The organism is Streptomyces canus, from assembly GCF_001514145.1.
GTDB lineage: Bacteria > Actinomycetota > Actinomycetes > Streptomycetales > Streptomycetaceae > Streptomyces > Streptomyces canus.
Genome location: NZ_KQ948677.1, coordinates 109,027 through 126,491 on the forward strand (window position 1 = coordinate 109,027; position 17,465 = coordinate 126,491).

The 17,465-nt window shown below is 68.4% G+C and carries 18 protein-coding genes and 3 pseudogenes; 9 read left to right on the plus strand and 12 right to left on the minus strand.

What is annotated here, in order from left to right; genetic code table 11:
• Positions 1-34: 34 nt before the first annotated feature.
• The 4 genes and pseudogenes from AQJ46_RS44505 to AQJ46_RS44520 form a co-directional block, all read right to left on the minus strand.
• The gene (locus AQJ46_RS44505; RefSeq protein WP_059211063.1) at positions 35-889 is read right to left on the minus strand and encodes an SDR family NAD(P)-dependent oxidoreductase; all 855 of its coding nucleotides are present in this window, start codon (positions 887-889) and stop codon (positions 35-37) included.
• A complete protein-coding gene (locus AQJ46_RS44510; protein WP_225887583.1) occupies positions 882-1,712 on the minus strand; it encodes an alpha/beta fold hydrolase in 831 nt (276 codons plus the stop codon). Before AQJ46_RS44510 ends, AQJ46_RS44505 begins: the two co-directional genes overlap by 8 nt.
• Before the next feature lie 375 nt (positions 1,713-2,087).
• Positions 2,088-2,512: pseudogene (locus AQJ46_RS57860) on the minus strand (IS5/IS1182 family transposase); the annotation flags it as partial.
• A gap of 133 nt (positions 2,513-2,645) precedes the next feature.
• Entirely contained in the window at positions 2,646-3,785 is a 1,140-nt protein-coding gene (locus AQJ46_RS44520; RefSeq protein ID WP_059211066.1) for an ABC transporter substrate-binding protein, read from the minus strand.
• Between the two features lie 91 nt (positions 3,786-3,876).
• On the opposite strand from AQJ46_RS44520, the gene AQJ46_RS44525 reads away from it, so the two are divergent.
• Positions 3,877-4,335 carry a MarR family winged helix-turn-helix transcriptional regulator gene (locus tag AQJ46_RS44525; RefSeq protein WP_059211067.1) on the plus strand — a complete coding sequence of 153 codons (459 nt, stop codon included), beginning with the start codon at positions 3,877-3,879 and terminating at the stop codon, positions 4,333-4,335.
• Entirely contained in the window at positions 4,332-4,532 is a 201-nt protein-coding gene (locus AQJ46_RS53280) for a LysR family transcriptional regulator (protein WP_318656742.1), read from the plus strand. The genes AQJ46_RS44525 and AQJ46_RS53280 overlap by 4 nt, the downstream gene beginning before the upstream one ends.
• Here the strand turns inward: AQJ46_RS53280 and AQJ46_RS53285 are convergent.
• The 5 genes and pseudogenes from AQJ46_RS53285 to nac all read right to left on the minus strand — a co-directional run.
• A pseudogene (locus AQJ46_RS53285) lies at positions 4,532-5,415 on the minus strand (Glu/Leu/Phe/Val dehydrogenase dimerization domain-containing protein); the annotation flags it as partial. The gene AQJ46_RS53280 and the pseudogene AQJ46_RS53285 overlap by 1 nt on opposite strands.
• 16 nt (positions 5,416-5,431) lie before the next feature.
• Positions 5,432-6,460 (minus strand): L-idonate 5-dehydrogenase, encoded by a 1,029-nt coding sequence (locus tag AQJ46_RS44540; RefSeq protein WP_059211070.1) that lies wholly within the window; start codon positions 6,458-6,460, stop codon positions 5,432-5,434.
• A 20-nt stretch (positions 6,461-6,480) separates the two neighbouring features.
• On the minus strand, positions 6,481-7,251 hold the full coding sequence (locus AQJ46_RS44545; RefSeq protein ID WP_059211071.1) for an SDR family oxidoreductase: 771 nt from the start codon (positions 7,249-7,251) through the stop codon (positions 6,481-6,483).
• On the minus strand, positions 7,248-8,237 hold the full coding sequence (locus tag AQJ46_RS44550; protein ID WP_059211072.1) for a 2-hydroxyacid dehydrogenase: 990 nt from the start codon (positions 8,235-8,237) through the stop codon (positions 7,248-7,250). Before AQJ46_RS44550 ends, AQJ46_RS44545 begins: the two co-directional genes overlap by 4 nt.
• A 102-nt stretch (positions 8,238-8,339) precedes the next feature.
• Positions 8,340-9,269, minus strand: coding sequence for a nitrogen assimilation transcriptional regulator NAC (gene nac, locus AQJ46_RS44555; RefSeq protein ID WP_059211073.1), 930 nt, complete (start codon positions 9,267-9,269; stop codon positions 8,340-8,342).
• A gap of 334 nt (positions 9,270-9,603) precedes the next feature.
• Between nac and AQJ46_RS44560 the strand changes: the two genes are divergently transcribed.
• From AQJ46_RS44560 to AQJ46_RS44590, 7 genes are all read left to right on the plus strand, one after another.
• Positions 9,604-10,377, plus strand: a complete 774-nt coding sequence (locus AQJ46_RS44560; protein ID WP_059211074.1) for a LamB/YcsF family protein — start codon at positions 9,604-9,606, stop codon at positions 10,375-10,377.
• Position 10,378: 1 nt separating this feature from the next.
• The gene (locus AQJ46_RS44565; RefSeq protein ID WP_059211075.1) at positions 10,379-11,092 is read left to right on the plus strand and encodes a 5-oxoprolinase subunit B family protein; all 714 of its coding nucleotides are present in this window, start codon (positions 10,379-10,381) and stop codon (positions 11,090-11,092) included.
• A complete protein-coding gene (locus AQJ46_RS44570) occupies positions 11,085-12,071 on the plus strand; it encodes a 5-oxoprolinase subunit C family protein (protein WP_059211076.1) in 987 nt (328 codons plus the stop codon). Before AQJ46_RS44565 ends, AQJ46_RS44570 begins: the two co-directional genes overlap by 8 nt.
• Before the next feature lie 82 nt (positions 12,072-12,153).
• Positions 12,154-13,464, plus strand: coding sequence for an MFS transporter (locus AQJ46_RS44575; RefSeq protein ID WP_059211077.1), 1,311 nt, complete (start codon positions 12,154-12,156; stop codon positions 13,462-13,464).
• A gap of 44 nt (positions 13,465-13,508) precedes the next feature.
• On the plus strand, positions 13,509-14,252 hold the full coding sequence (locus tag AQJ46_RS44580; protein ID WP_059211078.1) for an SDR family oxidoreductase: 744 nt from the start codon (positions 13,509-13,511) through the stop codon (positions 14,250-14,252).
• A 5-nt stretch (positions 14,253-14,257) separates the two neighbouring features.
• Positions 14,258-15,484, plus strand: coding sequence for an aspartate transaminase (locus AQJ46_RS44585; RefSeq protein WP_059211079.1), 1,227 nt, complete (start codon positions 14,258-14,260; stop codon positions 15,482-15,484).
• 10 nt (positions 15,485-15,494) lie between these two features.
• Positions 15,495-16,169, plus strand: coding sequence for a 4-carboxy-4-hydroxy-2-oxoadipate aldolase/oxaloacetate decarboxylase (locus tag AQJ46_RS44590; RefSeq protein ID WP_059211080.1), 675 nt, complete (start codon positions 15,495-15,497; stop codon positions 16,167-16,169).
• A gap of 337 nt (positions 16,170-16,506) precedes the next feature.
• Here AQJ46_RS44590 and AQJ46_RS58610 read toward each other — a convergent pair whose 3' ends face one another.
• From AQJ46_RS58610 to AQJ46_RS53290, 3 genes and pseudogenes are all read right to left on the minus strand, one after another.
• Complete coding sequence (locus AQJ46_RS58610) at positions 16,507-16,632, minus strand: hypothetical protein (RefSeq protein ID WP_263972911.1); 126 nt, start codon at positions 16,630-16,632, stop codon at positions 16,507-16,509.
• A 5-nt stretch (positions 16,633-16,637) separates the two neighbouring features.
• Entirely contained in the window at positions 16,638-16,760 is a 123-nt protein-coding gene (locus AQJ46_RS58615) for a hypothetical protein (protein ID WP_263972909.1), read from the minus strand.
• Positions 16,761-16,990: 230 nt separating this feature from the next.
• Positions 16,991-17,298: pseudogene (locus tag AQJ46_RS53290) on the minus strand (3-hydroxyacyl-CoA dehydrogenase NAD-binding domain-containing protein); the annotation flags it as partial.
• Between the last annotated feature and the right edge of the window lie 167 nt (positions 17,299-17,465).

Here is a 17,465-nt window from a genome sequence, read left to right on the forward strand (position 1 = left end):
TTTGCTTGGTCGGGGCACCGCGCTGGTCCTGAGGTCAGGTGGTCAGGAAGTCCTCGCCTTCACGCGCGTCGAGGCGTCCGAGGATGCTCTGGACGGTGCGATCACGCGCCAGGCCGGCGTCCAGCCCGGGTGCGATGAGGCCGCGGACCTTCGAGACCACGGTCCATCTGCGCGGACGAAACACCTGCACATCCCGGCGACGCAGGCCCTCGACGATGGCTCGCGCCGCTTGTTCGGGGCTGATGCGCTTGCGCAGGAACCTCGGTTGGGTGTCGAGCAGTTCCTGGGCCACTGGATCCTCGTCGAGGCCCTGCCGGGTCATGTCCGTGTTGATCACCGCGAAGTACGCGGTCGTGACGCTGACGTCATGAGCGGCGAGTTCGACCCGCAGTCCACGGCCGAGCTGCTCGACCGCTGCCTTGCTCATCGCGTACGGGATGGCGCCGGCCCCGTTGACGAAGGCGAACACCGATGAGACGAGTACGAGCCGACCACGGTTCTCGATGAGGCCCGGAAGGGCGGCACGGACCGTGTTGAGCGCACCCCCGACGTTCACGTCGAAGAGTCGATCGACCAGCGAAGGCGAAGACGCCCGGAGGGTCGCGCCCCGCCCGAGTACACCTGCGTTCGCGATCACGATGTCCAGGCGGCCGGTGTCCCTGACGACGGTCTCGGCCGCTCGGGTCATGTCCGCGAGGTCGGTCACATCGCCGGTCAGGTAGGTGACCCGTTCGTCGATCGCCTCGCCCGCAGCCGGGAGGTGCAGATCGATCACGAAGACCCGAGCACCGGCCGCGGTCAGCGCCCGCGCGGTCGCCGCGCCCAGGCCCCGGCCGCCGCCGGTGACGAGGGCTACTTTTCCTGCGATCGACCTGTCGGGCCTAGTCATCGAGGAACTCGAGAACCTCGGGGACGAACTCCCGGTGGTACTGGAAGACGCCGCCGTGACCGGCGTTCGGGTAGATCTTCAGGCGGGCGTTCGGGATCCGGCGGGCCATGTCGGCCGAGTTGCTGCTCGCGACCATGAGGTCGTGATCACCGTTGGCGACGAAGACCGGCTGGGTGATCACCGAGAGGTCGTCGGGTGCGTGCAGTCCGGCCGAGCGGATGGCCTTCAGCTGCGCGCGTCGAGCCTGCAGGGAGATTTTGTCGTCGCGGTTCTGGGTGCGTTCCTTGAGCCGGGCGAGGTAGTCCTTCGCGGCCCGCTTGCCCTCGGCGTCGCGCGGGAAGAACAGGAATGTCCTGGCGTCTTTCAGGGTGAGCGCGGACTTGACGTACGCCCCGGCCGCGACCTTGTTGATCTCCTTGATGCCGCCGCCTCCGCGAGGGCCAGTGCCGGCCAGGATGATCCGGCGCACGAGCTCGGGTGCCTGCAGGGCCACCATCTGTGCGACTCCGCCGCCGAGCGAGAACCCGAGGAGGTCGACCTTCTCGAGTCCCATCGCCCGGATGAAGGCAACGGCGTCGCGGCCCATGTCCGCGATGTCGGTCGGCACGGACCCCCCGGACGCGCCGACCCCGCGGTTGTCGAACGTGATCACCCGGCGACGGGCAGCGATGCCGTCGATGATCCTCGGGTCCCAGTCGTCAAGGACAGCCATCAGGTGGTGCAGGAACACCACCGGAACACCACCGGTCGGACCGAGCTCTCGGTAGGCGAACGGCACGCCGCCGACGTCGATGGTGCGGTTGGGTACGTCGATCCACTTCATGCTCTTCGTCACCTTCATCTGACCTCACCGGATACGGCGCGAGGACCGCGGCTCCGTGCAGTTGTATTACGATCGGTCTTCTTACGGTTGTAATAGATACACGTCGGAATGGGGCGGCGGCAAGGGCTCTGCACCCACTGAGTGGGAGTTGTCACCGAAGCTCCGGTCCGGCCAACCGTCGCGAAGGCGTTTCGACCCTGCGCGCTCTTCGTGTGCCAGTCGCCGGCGGCGCGCGGTGATACTCGCCCAAGTCGTGACCGGGCAGACGAGCTCACCCGGCGCGAGTCAGCGCCATCTCGAGGGGACCTATGCAGGAGACGCCGGCGGTAGGTGCGCCTGGCGCTCCGAGATCTCTGCCGAACCCGGGGCGATTCAGTTCTTCATGATCCGCGAGTCGGGGTCGGTGAAGCTGACTTGGCTTGGGCTGCGCCTGGGCGGCGGCTTTCCCGTCGGAAGTGGTGACGGCCTGCTCGTCGCTGTTGCCGGCGCGGGCATGCCTGCAATCGTTGCCGGGGGCCTCGAACTCGATTCTTGCGCGGGCGGCCTTCAGTCTGGCGAGACACTTTTCGCGGCGGTCGAGCTCGGCGGGCAGGTCCACCTGCTTGCGGTCGGGGCCGACGGCCTGGTCCTCGGCCTCGTCGGTGGCTTCCGCGTCGGCAGTCAGGGCCTGTTCCGCCGGAGCGGCGATCTCGGCTTAAGGACCTGCTCTTACTCGCTGATCAGGCGGCCGTAGCAATCACCATGTGGTTGGAGGCGTTCGCTTCGACATCGGTGCCGTCCAGGGCGGCTACGGCAAGGCGCTTCGGGGCGGCACCGCGGCGCCGCGTCCGCACGCCGATCACCTCCCAACGGCCTGACCCGCCGCCTACCGAATCTTGGGGAGCCCGCGCACCAACAGGATCGGTCTGGTGCGCGGGCTTGGGTGGCGTGGTGTCAGAATCGGCCGGGGGTGCGGCCGAGGGTGTTCTGGGGGTCGGCGGGGTTGGGGCCTTGTACTGCTCCGACGTACAGCTCGACCTGGGACTTGAACCGATCGACAGCGGCGCGGTCGCTCATGAACTTCGGAAAGTCGAGGGGGTTGGTGGTGGGGTAGTCGGCGAGGGGCTTCAGCCCCATGGGCGGGGCGACATCGGCGCGTACCGACCAGGTGAAGCTCGCGATGATGTTCTGCTGAGTCTGTTGGGAGAGCAGCCAGCTCATGAACAGTTTGGCGGTGGCCTTGTGCGGGGACCGTCGGAAGATGGCGGCGCGCTGCGCCCAGGACGGGAACCGGTCGTGGCGGGGCAGCACCTGAACGCTGTTGGGGCTCGTGCCCCCTGCTCCGGCCGGGCTGGCAAGGTAGGTGCCGTCAATCACGCCGCTGATTGATCCCAGCAGGCCGCGGACGTATGTGGGCCGCTGCGCGGCGAACTTGTCCAGCCAGTCCCAGCCGTACTGGTCGATGAACAGCTTGTACTGGAAGAGCACCGCGTCGTCGTCGTTGGGCCAGGTGGAGACGATCCTGTTGGTGAAGACGGGGCTGAGCAGGTCGGTGGCACGGAAGTCGTTCGGGTCGGCCGGCGCCTGATGGATGCCGACGATCGGGGCGAACACCCCGTAGTAGGCGCTTGCCCAGTGGCCATCGGGGTCCTTGGCGTTGTCGAACACGTTGTCCCAGCCGACGGGGCGGTATCGCAGGAGTTCGCCCATGGCCTTCCAACGGTCGAAGTCGTGTGTGGTCTGCAGGATTGCGACGTCGGCGACCAGCTTGCCGGTGGCGAGTTGATTGTCGATGCGCGCGTCGTGGTACTTGCTCAGGTCGGTGATCGTGTTGACCTGGATGCCGGGGAACTGCGCAAGGAAGGCCTGCGGGATGAAGTCGAAGAATCCGGGGGCGTCGCCGCCCATGTAGAGGGTCACCCGTCCGCCTTCGTCCCTGGCGGTGCGGTACAGGGCCTGGAGCTGTTCCTGTTCGCCGACCGCCGCGTCGCTGGAGGGAGCGGCGGAGGCCGCGTTCGAGGTCATGGTCTGAAGACCGGCCGCGGCCGTGCCGAGCGCCGCGGCCCGGAGGAGCGTCCTCCTGCTGAATCCCATCGTGGGTACCTCTCGCTTCGCCATTGGCTTCAAATTTGAAGTCGATGGCCAAGGTACTCTCGACTTAAAATTTGAACAAGGAGGTTGAGGCGTGGGTTACACGCGATGGTTGACCGGCGAGGAGACGCGGGCCTGGATGGCGTTCTTCAGCGCCGCCGCGCTGCTGAACCGGCGCCTTGACCAGCAGCTGAAGGACGACGCCGATCTGACGCACGTGCAGTACGAAATCCTGTCCAGGCTCTCCGGAGCCGTGGGCCACGAGCTGCGTATGACGGAACTCGCCGAGTCGGTGTACGCCTCCCAGAGCGGTGTGACGTACCAGATCACCCAACTGGAGAAGGCGGGGCTGGTGCGGCGTCGGATCTGTCCGAGCGGCCCCCGTGCCGTGTACGCCGTCCTTACCGACGCCGGTTTGGCCACGATCGAGCGGGCGGCCCCGGGTCATGTGACCGCGGTTCGCGAGTTGCTCATCGACGTCCTGACCCCCGAGCAGCTCACTGCCTTGGCCGACGGTCTGGGCAGGGCCCGCGACCGCATGCTGGGACAGTGAGTCGGCACTTGGCACAGCATCTGGATGGGGAGGTCAGGCAGGCACGATACTTCGTCGCCGTCGCCCAGGAGCTGCGCGTCGGTCGGGCGGCGGCGCGCCTGCACATGTCGCAGCCACCGCTGTCGCAGGCGATCCTGGGGCTAAAGCGGGAGTTGGGCGTTCAACTGTTGCATCGCGACAGCCGGCAGGTGAGCTGATCCAGGCCGGCGACGTGCTGCTGCGGTACTGCCGGCGCTGCCGGCAGCTGGTCCGGGACACCGACCGGGCCCGCAGTGGAGAAGACCGCGTGCTTCCGGGCCTCGGTGTAGGCAGTGAGCCGCACTCGCCGGATCTCCTTCACCTCTTTCAGGAGCGCCAGCTCGATGCCGTCCTCGTCGACTATGTAGCCGGACGAGTCGGAGCAGGCCACGACCTTCCCACCGAGGGCGTGGACCTTCTCGATCGCGTACAGAGCGACGTTACCGGAGCCGGAGACGACGACGGTGGTGCCGTCGAAGGCGCGCCCGCGGGCGCGCAGCATTCCCCGAAGGAAGTAGACGAGGCCGTAGCCGGTGGCCTCCGTGCGGGCGTAGGAGCCGCCCCACCCGGTGCTCTTGCCTGTCAGGACGCCCGCCTCGAAGCGATTGGTGAGGCGCTTGCACTGCCCGAAGAGATAGCCGATCTCGCGGGAGCCCACGCCGATGTCACCGGCCGGCACGTCGGTGTGCTCACCGAGGTGACGATGGAGCTCGGTCATGAAGGACTGGCAGAAGCGCATGATTTCGGTGTCCGAACGGCCCTTGGGGTCGAAGTCACTGCCACCTTCCCCGCCGCCGAGGCCGAGGCCGGTGGCTCAATCCGGAAACCCCGGTTGACCCGGACTGTCCCATGGTCGTCGGTCCAGGGCACCCGGAAGATGATCTGCCGTTCCGGCTCACACATGCGCTCCACGATGCGGGCGTCCACGTACTCCGGGTGGTCGTCCAGCACCGGCGTGAGTGCCTGGAGGACCTCGCGGGCCGCCTGGTGGAACTCGGGTTCTCCGGGATTGCGGCGTACGAGGTCCGCGAGGACGGCGTCGAGGTGGTTGCTGGCGTTCACACGGTGTCCTTGGTCTTCAGGTGTGTGTCAGATCCAGCAGAACCTTGGAGGCGACCGTGCGGTCGTGGGCGATGTCGAAGGCCGCCTGTGCGTCGGGCAGCGGGAAGGTGTGGGTCACGATGGCGTCGACGGGCAGGGGGCCGGCGAGCAGTTCGATCGCCTCGTCGAACTCGGTGTCGAACCGGAAGGCGCCGCGCAGTTCCAGTTCGCGAGTGACGGTGATGTTCCCGAGCAGCGGAACCTCGCCGGGGGGCAGCAGCCCGAGGAGGACGACCGTGCCACCCCGGCCGGTCCGCTCCACACAGGCCCGCAGCCCTGCGGGAGCTCCGGACGCCTCCACCGAAACGTCGAACGGGGCTCCCCAGACTGGGGCGTCCGGCTCGTCCGCGCGGACGAGCCCGGTGGCGCCGCAGGCCCTTGCGATCCGCAGCGGCGTGTCCATCAGATCGCTCACCACGATCTCGACGGCACCCTTGTGGTGCAGGACCGCGGTGACGAGACAGCCGATCGGCCCCGCGCCGGTGACCAGTACACGCTTGCCGCGTACGTCGCCCGCCCGTCGTACCGCATGCAGTGCCACGGACAGCGGCTCGGCCAGTACCGCGCGGCGCAGGTCGAGCGTCGGCGGAAGGGCACGGATCTGTGCGCCCGGGACTGTGACGTGCTGGGCGAACCCGCCCTGGACGTGCGGCGTGCGGGCGGCGCTGCCGAGGTAGCGGGTGTCGGCACAGACGTTGCGCCGGCCGGAACTGCACTCGGTGCAGTGGCCGCATGGGGTGGCCGGGTGGACGGCCACCGGGGTGCCCACGGCCGGGCCGTCGGCACCTGGACCGAGGGCGGCCACGTGGCCCACGATCTCGTGGCCCAGCACCATTGGCTCCCGGATGGTGAAGTCACCGACGCGGCCGTGGCGGTAGTAGTGCAGGTCGGATCCGCAGATGCCGCCGAAGGCGACAGTGACGGCCACCTCTCCGGGACCGGGCGCGGACGGCGTGAACTCCTCGACGCGGAAGTCCCCTGTCTTGTGGATGACGCAGGCGTGCATGGTGGAGGTTTCCTTCTCGATCAGAGGACGGAGAGCATGCCGCCGTCCACGTAGAGGACCTGTCCGTTGACGAAGTCCGACGCGGGGGAGGAGAGGAAGATCAGGGCTCCGACGAGGTCTTCGACCTTGCCCCAGCGGCCGGCAGGCGTGCGCCCTCGGACCCAGGCGCTGAACTCCTCGTCGGCCACCAGGGCCGACGTCAGTTCTGTCTCGAAGTACCCCGGGCCGATGCCGTTGACCTGGATACCGAGGGGTCCGAGGTCCGCGCACATGCCTTTGGTGAGCATTTTCAGACCGCCCTTGGTGGCCGCGTATGGCGCGATTCCGGGCCGGACCACCTCGCTCTGCAGCGAACAGACGTTCACGATCTTGCCGTGGCCACGAGGGGCCATGCGCCGCGCGACCTCCCGGCCGACGAGGAAGGCGCTGGTGAGATTGGTGTCGAGCAGGCGGTGCCAGTCCTCGTAGGTGAACTCCAGCAGCGGGGCGCGGAACTGTGCGCCTGTGTTGTTCACCAGGATGGCGATCGGGCCCGTTTCTTCCTCGACGTCGGCGACGCCGGCGGCAACCGCTGCCGGATCCGTCGCATCGAACGCGGCGACGTGCACCCGGCCGCCGTGCACGGCGGCGAACTCGGCGCGCGTCGTCTCCAGCGCCACGGCGTCACGGCCGTTGAGGACGACCGTGCATCCGGCCTCCAGCAGCCCCGCGGCGAGGGCCTTGCCGATGCCACGACTGGAGCCGGTCACCAGGGCGGTCTTTCCAGCGATGTCGAACGCGGGGTGGCTCATGCGTGCACCCCGCCCGGAACGGCCGTGGTGCCGGGCAGCGGTGTACGTGCGGGGCGGTCCTGGAGGACGTCGAGGATGTTGTCGACGGCCAGGTCCACCATGGCGGCGCGGGTGCTGTCCGTCGCCGATCCGATGTGCGGCAGGGTGACGATGTACGGCTCGGCGACCAGTGGGGACAGCTCCTCGCCCATCGGCTCGCGCTCGAACACATCGAGGCCGACGGAGTGCAGTCCGCCCTCCTGGATCGCCTTGAGCAGTGCCTGCTCGTCGACGACGCCGCCGCGTGAGGTGCTGACCAGAGTCGCCGTGGGCTTCATCGCCGCGAGTTCCCGGTGGGAGATCAGATGCCGCGTCTCCTCCGTGAGCGGTACGTGCAGCGAGAGGATGTCGGCCTCGGCCAGCAGCGTCTCCAGGCTCACCGAGGTCGAGAGGGCGTCGTCCGCCGCGTACGGATCGTGATGGATCACACGCATGCCGAAGCCCTGGGCGCGGCGGGCCACCGCACGGCCGATCTGCCCGTAGCCGATGAGGCCGACGGTGGCTCCGTGGATGTCGAGGCCCAGGTAGTCGTTCATCCGGAACAGGTCCCACTCGCCCCGCGCCAAGCTCGCGGCGGCGGCACCGAGCCGTCGGCGGGCCGCGAGGATCAGGGCGAAGGTGAGGTCGGCGGTGGTCTCCGCAAGGACACCTGGCGTGTGGGTGACGACGATGCCGCGCTCGGCGGCGGCGGCTCGGTCCACGTTGTCGAAGCCCATGCTGGCGAGCGCGATCACGCGCAGTGACGGGCCGGCGGCGTCCATCAGCGCGGCGTCCATCGGATCGTTGCCCAGGGCGAGGATGCCGGTGCTCCCGGGGGCGATCGCGGCGAGCTCGTCGGGACCGGGCTTGGCGGGGTCTTGCCAGAAGACCACCTCCGTATCGTCGGCCAGCCGCTGCAACCCGAAACCAGGCAGTTCTTGTCGGGTGGCGAGCACGCGAATTGTCATCTGTAACTCCAGTGCCGAATCAAGCCCTGCCGGCCGGGCGGGAGGTTTTGGCACACGCTAACCACCGTCTGCGCCGGGTACAAATAGCAATTCGGTGTGACGCTATTGGTGACTCTTATCCTCGTCAGAACGGTCGTGGATGGCTCTCACCAGCTCCAGGAAAAGGTCGTGCACCGCCAGTGCCGGTTCGGAGAGCGGCTGGTTGTCGGACATGACCAGGGAGAGCTTGACCTGGATCACCGGGTCGACGATGCGGCGCACGCTCAGGGAGCGGACGTCGAGGATCGCGCGGGCTGCGGACCAGGGCAGCACGGTGGCGCCGAGGCCGGCGTCCACGGCGTTCACGAGGGTGAGGGCGGACTCGACCTCGCCGACCACGTTCGGTTCCAGCGACGCCTGCTGGAAGGCGGCGTCCACCACCTGCCGGATGGTGTGGATCCGGCTGGGCAGCAGCAGGGGGACGTGCTCCAGCCGGTGCAGGCTCACATCTCCTTCTCGCGGCGTGCCGGTGCCGTCCTCGGCCCCGATCAGGAACAGATCCTCCGTGCGCAGGTGCTCGAACTGCACACCGCGCAGAGGGCCCGCCCCGTAGATGAACGCCATGTCCATCCGGCCAGTCATGATCGCCTCGCTGATGACTCCGCCGAAGTTCTCGTTGACGTGCAACAGGATGTCGGGGTAGCGCTCGCGCACGCTCTTCAACAGGGGCAGTGCGAGCGCCGCACCCAGGCTGTACGGGGCCAGGCCCACCGAGACACTGCCGGCAGGGGCGCGGCCCGAGACCCTGACCGCCGCATGAGCGAGGTCGACCTGCCGCAGGATCAGCTGCGCGTGGCGGTACAGGGCTCGGCCCGCCTCGGTCGGTGCGACCCCGCGTTTGCTGCGGATCAGCAGCTGTTGCCCGAACTGCGCCTCCAAGGCTGAGAGCTGCTGGCTCAGCGCGGGCTGGGCAATGTGCAGGATGTCGGCTGCGCGTGTAATGCTCCCCGCATCGATGATCTTGATGAACGAGTAGAGCCGTCTGGTGTCCATGGGGGAGCCTTCCGGTCGATCGGAGTCACATCGTAGGAAGCCACCAGGGCGGAGCACAGACTCCCGGGGGCCCGGCTGTGGGCTGCGTCATACCGATCCGCGATAACGCCAAACAGAACAGGTATTGGTGGTCGGGTGAGTATCCGATTAAGTTGAGCGGAACATCGCCCGTGGAGCTGCTCGAAGGCGAGCATCCGGCAATTCGTCCAGGAATTATCTCCATCGTTTCGTTATTCGTGCTTTCCGCAACCGGAGAATTCGAGCTCTCATGCGGAGTGCGTGACGGTGCTTGGCGATTTCATCCCCTTCTCTCCCGGAGGACGCCTTGACCCACATGGTTGATCTCGTCGCCGATCTCGGCGAGGGGTTCGGCGCCTACACGATGGGCGACGACGAAGCCCTCCTGGAACTGCTCACATCAGCCAATGTCGCCTGCGGCTTCCACGCCGGCGATCCGCGCATCATGGACGCGACCGTCCGCGGGTGCGTGGACAGGAACGTGGCCGTCGGCGCCCATCCGAGCTTCCCGGACCTGGCCGGCTTCGGCCGACGCGCCATGGACCTCACGCCCGAGGAGGTACGCACGGACGTTCTGTACCAGGTCGGCGCCTTGCAAGCGTTCGCCACGGCGTACGGCACCCGGGTACGGCACGTCGCTCCGCACGGGCGGCTGGGCAACCTGGTGGCCCTCCGGGCGGACTACGCCAAGGCCGTCGTGGACGCCGTGTCCTCCCTCGACGACTCGATGATCGTGCTCGCCCAGGACGGCGAACTGGCCGAAGCCGCTCGGGACCGCGGCCTGCGTGTCGGTGTCGTCGGCATCGCCGACCGGGCCTACCGGGACGACGGCACCCTCGTGCCCCGCTCCGAGCCCGGCGCGGTGATCCACGACGCGGACGAGATCGCCCGTCGCACCCTGCGCATGGTGACCGAGGGCGTCGTCAGCAGCATCGGGGGGAAGGACCTATCGGTCGCCTGCGACACCGTCCTCCTGCACGGCGACACCCCCGGTGCCATCGCTCTGGCCGGCCGTATCCGGGCCGAACTCCTTGCCGCGGGCGTCCACATCACCAGTCTCGAAGAGGTTCTGAACGGCAAAGGCCACTGACATGCACAACAACGTCGTGATCACGGACTGTGGTGACTCCGGCCTGATCGCCCGGGCCGTGGGCCTGGGCACCGAGGAGGGCTGGCAGCTCGTCCACGCCTTGGCGGACGCGCTCGACGCCGTACAACTCTCTGGCGTGCACGGCCTCGTACCCACCTACGACACCCTGCTCGTGGAATTCGACTGCACCAGCACGGACCACGACACCCTGCGCAGCATCCTGTGGCACGAGGCCGCACGATTCGCCTCGGCGGCCCGCCGCACCAGGGAACCTCGACGTTTCGTGGTACCCGTCGTGTACGGCGGTGAGCACGGCCCCGACCTGCCCGAGGTCGCCGATCAGCTCGGTCTGACCGCGAGCGAGGTCGTCGACCTGCACACCGGCTCCGATCTCACGGTGCGCTGCCTCGGCGCCCCCGCCGGTGCGCCGATGATGGACGGCCCGCCTTTCCCCGCGCCCATACCGCGACTGGCGTCACCCCGCGTCCGGGTCGAGCCCGGCTGCGTGGCGGTTGCCGGCCGCCAGGCCGTGATCTGCCCGATGCCCTCGCCCGGAGGCTGGCCGCTCATCGGCCGTACCCCCGTGAGCGTTCTCGACCTGCGCAGCGACCCGCTCACCGCGTACTTCCCCGGAGACACGTTCCGATTCGTCGCGATCAGCCCCGACGAGTGGGATGACTACGCCGACACCCCTTTGGCGGCCTGCCATGGCTGAGACCCTCGTGATCCGTACCCCCGGCCTCACCACAGTGCAGGACCTGGGCCGGGTCGGACGCTCCCGCTACGGGTTGCCCGCCAACGGGGCCTGCGACCAGCACTCGGCGCGCGTCGCCAACGTGTTGTGCGGCAACGACGATCGGGCACCGCTGCTGGAGATCACCGCCCTGGACTTCGCGTGCACCCCGTCCAGCGACATCCTCATCGCCGTGACGGGGGCCCCGGCGGACCTCACCGTGGCCGGAGTCCTCCGCCCGCAGTGGGAACCGGTCTCCGTCCGGGCGGGCGACACCATCCGGGTGAGCAACATTCGGCAAGGGCTGCGCGTCTACCTGGCCGTACTCGGCTCCTTCGAGGCCGACTACCTCCAGGGCAGCTGCGCCCCGGACACCGTCCTCGGCTTCGGCACCGGCCTGAATACAGGAGACGAACTGGTCCTGCCGGCGTCCTGCCCGCCCGTCGCCCACCCGTTCTCCGGCATCCCGCTGTTCCGCCTCCACGCGCCCGTCCCACGACTCTCCTCCCCGTGGACGATCGACGTCACCGACGGCCCCGACCGGGCCGACTTCGGGGACACCGGAGCCCGCCTCTTCGCGGCGCCCTTCACCGTCACCCCGCAGAGCAACCACATCGGCCTGCGTCTGCGGGGCGACGTACCTCGGCGTGTCACCAAGGGCGAGATACTCTCCCGCGGCGTACCCATCGGGGCCATCGAGGTACCGGCAGGGGACGAACTCCTCGTGCTCCACCGCGGCCGCGGCGTCACGGCCGGCTATCCCGTCCTCGCCGTGGTCACCGCCACCGGTCTGTCCGCACTGGGACAAGTCCGTCCCGGACAGGCCATCAGCTTCCGCCACCGCACGCTGGACCAGGCGATCACCGCCTACCGCGCGCAGCGCAACGCCGTCGATGCGCTGAGGACCCGCGTCCACAGCGCGTTCGCGGCCCTGCGCATACCCGTTCCCGTCTGCAGCTGACCACGATTTCCCAGCTGTTCCTGGCCGCCCCGCACGCAGCCGCCCGTCCCTGCACCAACGCCTGCGCCAGACAGGAGACGCCATGAGCACCGTGGCCGCTCAACCGGTCCCCAACACCGTCGACCCGAAAACCGCTCGCAGGATCACCCTCGCCGGATGCGTCGGCATCTTCGCCGAGCTCTACGACAACGGCATCTTCGGCTTCATGGCCGGCACGCTGGCCGCCGTCTTCTTCCCCGGCTCCGAGAACGCCGTGCAACTCGTCTTCCTCGGCTACGCCGTCTCCTTCTTCTTCCGCCCGCTCGGCGGCGTCATCTGCGGCCACCTCGGCGACCGCATCGGACGCCGGCGCATGCTGGTCTTCGTCATCATGCTGATCAGCGTCGCCACGGCGGCCATCGGCCTCCTGCCGACCTACGCCAGCATCGGCATCGCGGCGCCCGTCCTGCTCATCCTGCTGCGCATAGCCCAGGGCTTCTCCGTCGGAGGCGAGGCGTCAGGTGCGATGAGTTTCCTCGCCGAGCACGCACCGGAGGGCAAGCGCGGCCTCTACACCAGCTACGCGCAGATCGCCTCGTTCCTCTCCCTGCTCACCGGCACACTCATCGCCGCCGCCATGACCAGCGGGCTCGGCGCCGAGCGCATGGAGTCCTGGGGCTGGCGCATCCCCTTCCTCCTCGCCGTCCCGCTGGGCATCACCGGCATCTACATCCGCAAGCGCATCACGGACACCCCGAACTTCACCCGCCTGCGTGAGGAGGGCAGCCTGGCCAAGAACCCGCTCAAGGAGGCGTTCTCCTCCGCGGAACACCGCCGCGCCATGCTGCTGGCCCTGTTCATACCGCTGATGAACGGCTCCGGGTACTACGTCCTGTTCAGCTACATGCCCACCTTCATGAACACCGAACTGCACTTCGGCAAGGTCCAGAGCCTCCTCGTCACCGCCTCCAGCCTGGTCGCCATCTGCATCGCCATCCCTTACATGGGACGGCTATCCGACAGGGTGGGCCGCAAGAAGGTCATCGCAACAGCCGCGATCGCCATGGCCGTCGTCGGCATCCCTTGTTACCTGCTGATCGGAACCGGCAACCTGGCTCTCGCCGTCCTCGGCGCCTGCATCATGGCCGTGGTCTTCGCGGGACACACCGGCGTCATCCACATCCTTCTCGTGGAGCTCTTCCCCACCCGCGTGCGCTACTCCGCGTACGGCCTGGGCTACAACGTCTCCTCGGCCCTCTTCGGCGGCACCGCGCCCCTGCTGATGACCTGGCTCATCGCCACCACCGGCAACGTCAACATGCCGGCCTTCTACGCGGTCCTCACCGCCCTCGGCACCCTCGCGGCGGTCTCGGTGGTCAAGGACCGGGCACACCTCCCGCTGCGCGACGCCTGACCGGCACCGGCACCCGCACCCCCACCTCCAAGGAGTACACCTTCATGCCCATCTCCGACTACAGGACCGCCCTCGTCACCGGAGCGTCCACCGGAATCGGAGCCGTGGTCGTCGAACGGCTGGCCAAGCGCGGTCTCGAAGTCCACGCCGTAGCTCGCAACGCCGAACGCCTGCGGGCCCTCGCGGACGCCACCGGCTGCATTCCGCACGCCGTCGACATCACCGACACCGAGGCGCTGACCGCAGTGCTGGACGGCCTGGAGGTCGACGTCCTCGTCAACAACGCCGGTGTCTCCCGCACCGGCAACATCCTGACCGCCGACGAGTTCGCCGTCGACGAGCAGATCGCCGTGAACATCCAGGCCGTCCTGCACCTCGTAAGGCTTCTGATGCCCGGAATGGTCGAGCGCGACCGCGGACACATCGTCAACATCAGCTCCATCGCCGGCGTCTACAACTTCGGCGGAAACACGATCTACCACGCCACCAAGGCGGCCGTGCACACGCTCTCCCGCCAGCTGCGCGTCGACGGCTACGGCCGCCGTGTCCGCGTCACCGAGATCTGCCCCGGCCGTGTGGAGACGGAGATCTTCGGCCGGCTGCTCGGCGACATGGAGGCCGCCCAGCGCCAGTTCTACGACGGCTACGAGTCCCTCAAGCCGGAGGACATCGCCGACGCCATCGAGTTCGCCGTCGACTCCCCGCGGCACGTGAACATCGGCCACGTCGAGATCCTGCCCACCTTCCAGGTCCCCGGCGGCCTGAACTTCGAACGTCGCGAGGGCTGAGAACGATGTCCCCCACCCGCACCACCGCGGCACGTGTACGCCGCATCAACCCCTCGCCCAGTACGGCGGCGGCGCAGCGTGTGCGTGAACTCAAGAGCCAGGGGCTCACCATCCTCGACCTCACGGTCGGCGAACCCGACTTCGACACTCCCGCCCACGTCAGGGCGGCGGCGGTCCGGGCGATCGAGGAGGGAGAGACCAAGTACACGCCCGTCAACGGCACACCGCGGCTGCGGGCCGCGATCGCCCAGAAGCTCCGCCTGCGCCACGGCCTGGAGTACACGGACGCACAGCTCACCGTCGGCGGCGGCGCCAAGCAGGTGATCTTCCTCGCCCTGATGGCCACCCTGGACGAGGGCGACGAGGTCGTCGTACCCGCCCCGTACTGGGTGTCGTACCCGGACATGGTGCTCGCCAACGACGGCACCCCCGTCATCGTCCCCTGCTCCGAGGCGGACGGCTTCAAGCTGACGCCACGGCGGCTGCGTTCGGCACTCACCGACCGCACCCGCTGGGTGATCCTCAACACCCCCGGCAATCCCACCGGCGCCGCCTACACCACGGACGAACTGCGCGCGCTCGCCGAGGTGCTGCTGGAGCACCCGGGGGTGCGGGTCCTCACCGACGAGATCTACGACGAGATCTGGTACGCGGACGGGGAGAACCGGTCCCTGGCCGCGGTCGAACCGCGCCTGGCCGACCGGGTGTTCCTCACCAACGGCGTGTCCAAGACCTACGCGATGACCGGCTGGCGGATCGGCTACGGAGCCGGACCCGTCGACCTCGTGACCGCGGTCAACACGCTGCAGTCGCAGATCTCCTCCTGCCCGTCCTCCGTCAGCCAGGCGGCCGCCGCCGCGGCCCTTACCGGTCCGCAGCAGTTCGTCGCGGAGACCGTCCGCGTCTACCGGAGCCGGCGCGACACCACCGTCAAACTCGTCAACGACATTCCCCACCTGAGCTGCACCTCCCCAGCCGGTGGCTTCTACCTGCTCGTGAACTGCGCCGACGCCATCGGACTGCGCACGCCCGACGGCGAGCGGATCGAGAACGACGAGCAGTTCGCCCGCTACCTCCTCGACAGCCAACAGGTCGCCGTGATCCACGGCACCGCCTACGGGGCCCCCGGCTACTTCCGCATCTCCTTCGCCACCTCCACGGACGTTCTCACCGAGGCATGCGCGCGCATCGCCGCCGCCTGCGCCGCCCTGACTCCGGCCGTGTCCGCCTGAAAGGCATTCCATGCTCCACATCAATACGAAGTTCGAGCGCCCCGACCCCCATCTCGTCAAGCAGCTGAGCACCTTCTCCTCCGCGACGATCCACGAGGCGCAGGGCCGGCTCGGTGCACTCGACTCGACCATCAAGCCGGTCGACCATCGCATGAAGCTGTGCGGTCCGGCATTCACCGTCGTCTGCGCACCGCGGGACAACCTGATGCTCCAGACGGCGATCCACTACGCCGGCCCCGGCGACGTCATCGTCGTGTCGGGCGGCGCCTATGCCGAGGCCGGCTCCTTCGGGGACGTCCTGGCCAACGCGTGCCAGGCGAAGGGGCTCGGCGGCCTGATCACCGACACCGGCGTCCGTGACACGCAGGACCTGCGGGCTCTCGGATTCCCCGTGTTCTCCCACAGCGTCTGCATCAAGGGCACCGTCAAGGAGACCGTCGGCCCGGTCTGCGAGCCGATCACCATCGGCGGCCAGGTGGTCCGCCCCGGAGACGTTGTCAGCGCGGACGCCGACGGTGTGGTGGTCGTCCGGTGCGAGAACCTCGCCGAGGTGATCGCGGCTTCGCAGCGGCGGGTTGACACCGAGGCGGAGTTCATCGCCGCGTACCGGTCCGGCAAGACGGTGGCAGAGATCTGCAACCTGATGCCGATCCTTGCCGCGAAGGGCGTAATGATCGGGGAGTAGGTCCTGTCCGGCATGTGGGTGAGCCGGGACTCGTGCATGGTTGGCGTCGGGGTGCCGGGAATCCAAGAGGTCATCGCCAGGGCCGATGGCCGCTGGCGGATCGAGGAGGACAACGAGATCAACAAGCAGCTTGTCGGCCTGGCTCGTACCAGGTCCGCAGGTGGGCCCCCTGGCACCGTCACGTCAAGCTTGCATGCCGGCCACCGCGTTCGCAGCGTCCAACGCGCCGCCATCCCCGAACCCGACCAGACCCTCGAACCCGAGCTGGATACCGGCCCGGAGCAGGCGCCTGATCAGGGAAAAGCTCCGGGCATCGACGGCCTGGCCGCCACCCACCTCAACCCTGGCTGGGGTGGTTCACGAGGCGGTGCGCTCGCAGGGCATATTCGCCGGTGCGGACCAGTGGATACGGCGAGCCGAGGGCGATCACGTCCGCCAGGAGCCGTGTGTGCAGCTCCGGCATGTCCGTCACGCGGCTGCCCGGGTGCGGGAGGCGAGTTGGGGGAAGGCGTCTTCCCATACGGCGCGCATGGTGCGGCCGACGAGGGTGCGCAGCACCGGCCACAGCTGGAGGAGCAGATCCTGCTCCATTATGGCGGCCGGAGACGTTGCGAGGGTAACGATGTGCGAGCAGCGAGCAGCGAGCGGGAGCGGATCCCCGGGTGAGCTGGTGGCCGCAGTCTGCGCAGCCCTGAGCAGGACGGACTCTCAGCCTTGACGCTCGTTTGACGATCTGGATGTCTGCACGAAGGACGATGAGCCGAGAAACCAGCTCTGACCAGTGCTTTTCTGGGATTCGTTCATGCCGACGTCTTCCGATGACGGAAGACGTCGACCTTCACCTCCCGGTTCTCGGCGACCGCCTCGACGACGCCCTGCCAGTCGGCCAGGTCACCCAGGTCATGGGTGAACGACAGCTGGGCCAGGGGCTGGTCGCGGTCGGCCTCGCAAGCTTGCCGCGCCGCGGGCCGCGGCCCAGGGACGCCGTGACGCGCTCGCGGCGGGCCGCGGCCAGCTCAGGAATCGACTCGGCGACGGTGACGTCGAGGCCGCGTAGCGCGGCCACCTCGGCGATGCCGGAGCCCATGAGTCCGCAGCCGGCGATGCCGAGGCGGGAGATGTCAGGCACCGCCGACGCGGTCGAGGTGCGATCTTTCGGTCGGTGGAAGCCGGAAGCGGATGTGGGCCGGATTGAGCCTTTCTCTGCTGAACCGAAGTAGGTGAGGGTCTCAAGCATTCTATTGAAGTCAGTTCAGTTCAGTGACAACCTCGGGAGTGTCTTACGGGACCGACACC

Bases quoted from the DNA above. Each gene is read 5' to 3' on its own strand.
- AQJ46_RS44505 (WP_059211063.1), bottom strand. From the start codon at position 889: ATGACTAGGCCCGACAGGTCGATCGCAGGAAAAGTAGCCCTCGTCACC.
- AQJ46_RS44510 (WP_225887583.1), bottom strand. From the start codon at position 1,712: ATGAAGTGGATCGACGTACCCAACCGCACCATCGACGTCGGCGGCGTG.
- AQJ46_RS44520 (WP_059211066.1), bottom strand. From the start codon at position 3,785: ATGGGATTCAGCAGGAGGACGCTCCTCCGGGCCGCGGCGCTCGGCACG.
- AQJ46_RS44540 (WP_059211070.1), bottom strand. From the start codon at position 6,460: ATGCACGCCTGCGTCATCCACAAGACAGGGGACTTCCGCGTCGAGGAG.
- AQJ46_RS44545 (WP_059211071.1), bottom strand. From the start codon at position 7,251: ATGAGCCACCCCGCGTTCGACATCGCTGGAAAGACCGCCCTGGTGACC.
- AQJ46_RS44550 (WP_059211072.1), bottom strand. From the start codon at position 8,237: ATGACAATTCGCGTGCTCGCCACCCGACAAGAACTGCCTGGTTTCGGG.
- nac (WP_059211073.1), bottom strand. From the start codon at position 9,269: ATGGACACCAGACGGCTCTACTCGTTCATCAAGATCATCGATGCGGGG.
- AQJ46_RS44560 (WP_059211074.1), top strand. From the start codon at position 9,604: ATGGTTGATCTCGTCGCCGATCTCGGCGAGGGGTTCGGCGCCTACACG.
- AQJ46_RS44565 (WP_059211075.1), top strand. From the start codon at position 10,379: ATGCACAACAACGTCGTGATCACGGACTGTGGTGACTCCGGCCTGATC.
- AQJ46_RS44570 (WP_059211076.1), top strand. From the start codon at position 11,085: ATGGCTGAGACCCTCGTGATCCGTACCCCCGGCCTCACCACAGTGCAG.
- AQJ46_RS44575 (WP_059211077.1), top strand. From the start codon at position 12,154: ATGAGCACCGTGGCCGCTCAACCGGTCCCCAACACCGTCGACCCGAAA.
- AQJ46_RS44580 (WP_059211078.1), top strand. From the start codon at position 13,509: ATGCCCATCTCCGACTACAGGACCGCCCTCGTCACCGGAGCGTCCACC.
- AQJ46_RS44585 (WP_059211079.1), top strand. From the start codon at position 14,258: ATGTCCCCCACCCGCACCACCGCGGCACGTGTACGCCGCATCAACCCC.
- AQJ46_RS44590 (WP_059211080.1), top strand. From the start codon at position 15,495: ATGCTCCACATCAATACGAAGTTCGAGCGCCCCGACCCCCATCTCGTC.
- AQJ46_RS58610 (WP_263972911.1), bottom strand. From the start codon at position 16,632: ATGCCGGAGCTGCACACACGGCTCCTGGCGGACGTGATCGCCCTCGGC.
- AQJ46_RS58615 (WP_263972909.1), bottom strand. From the start codon at position 16,760: ATGGAGCAGGATCTGCTCCTCCAGCTGTGGCCGGTGCTGCGCACCCTC.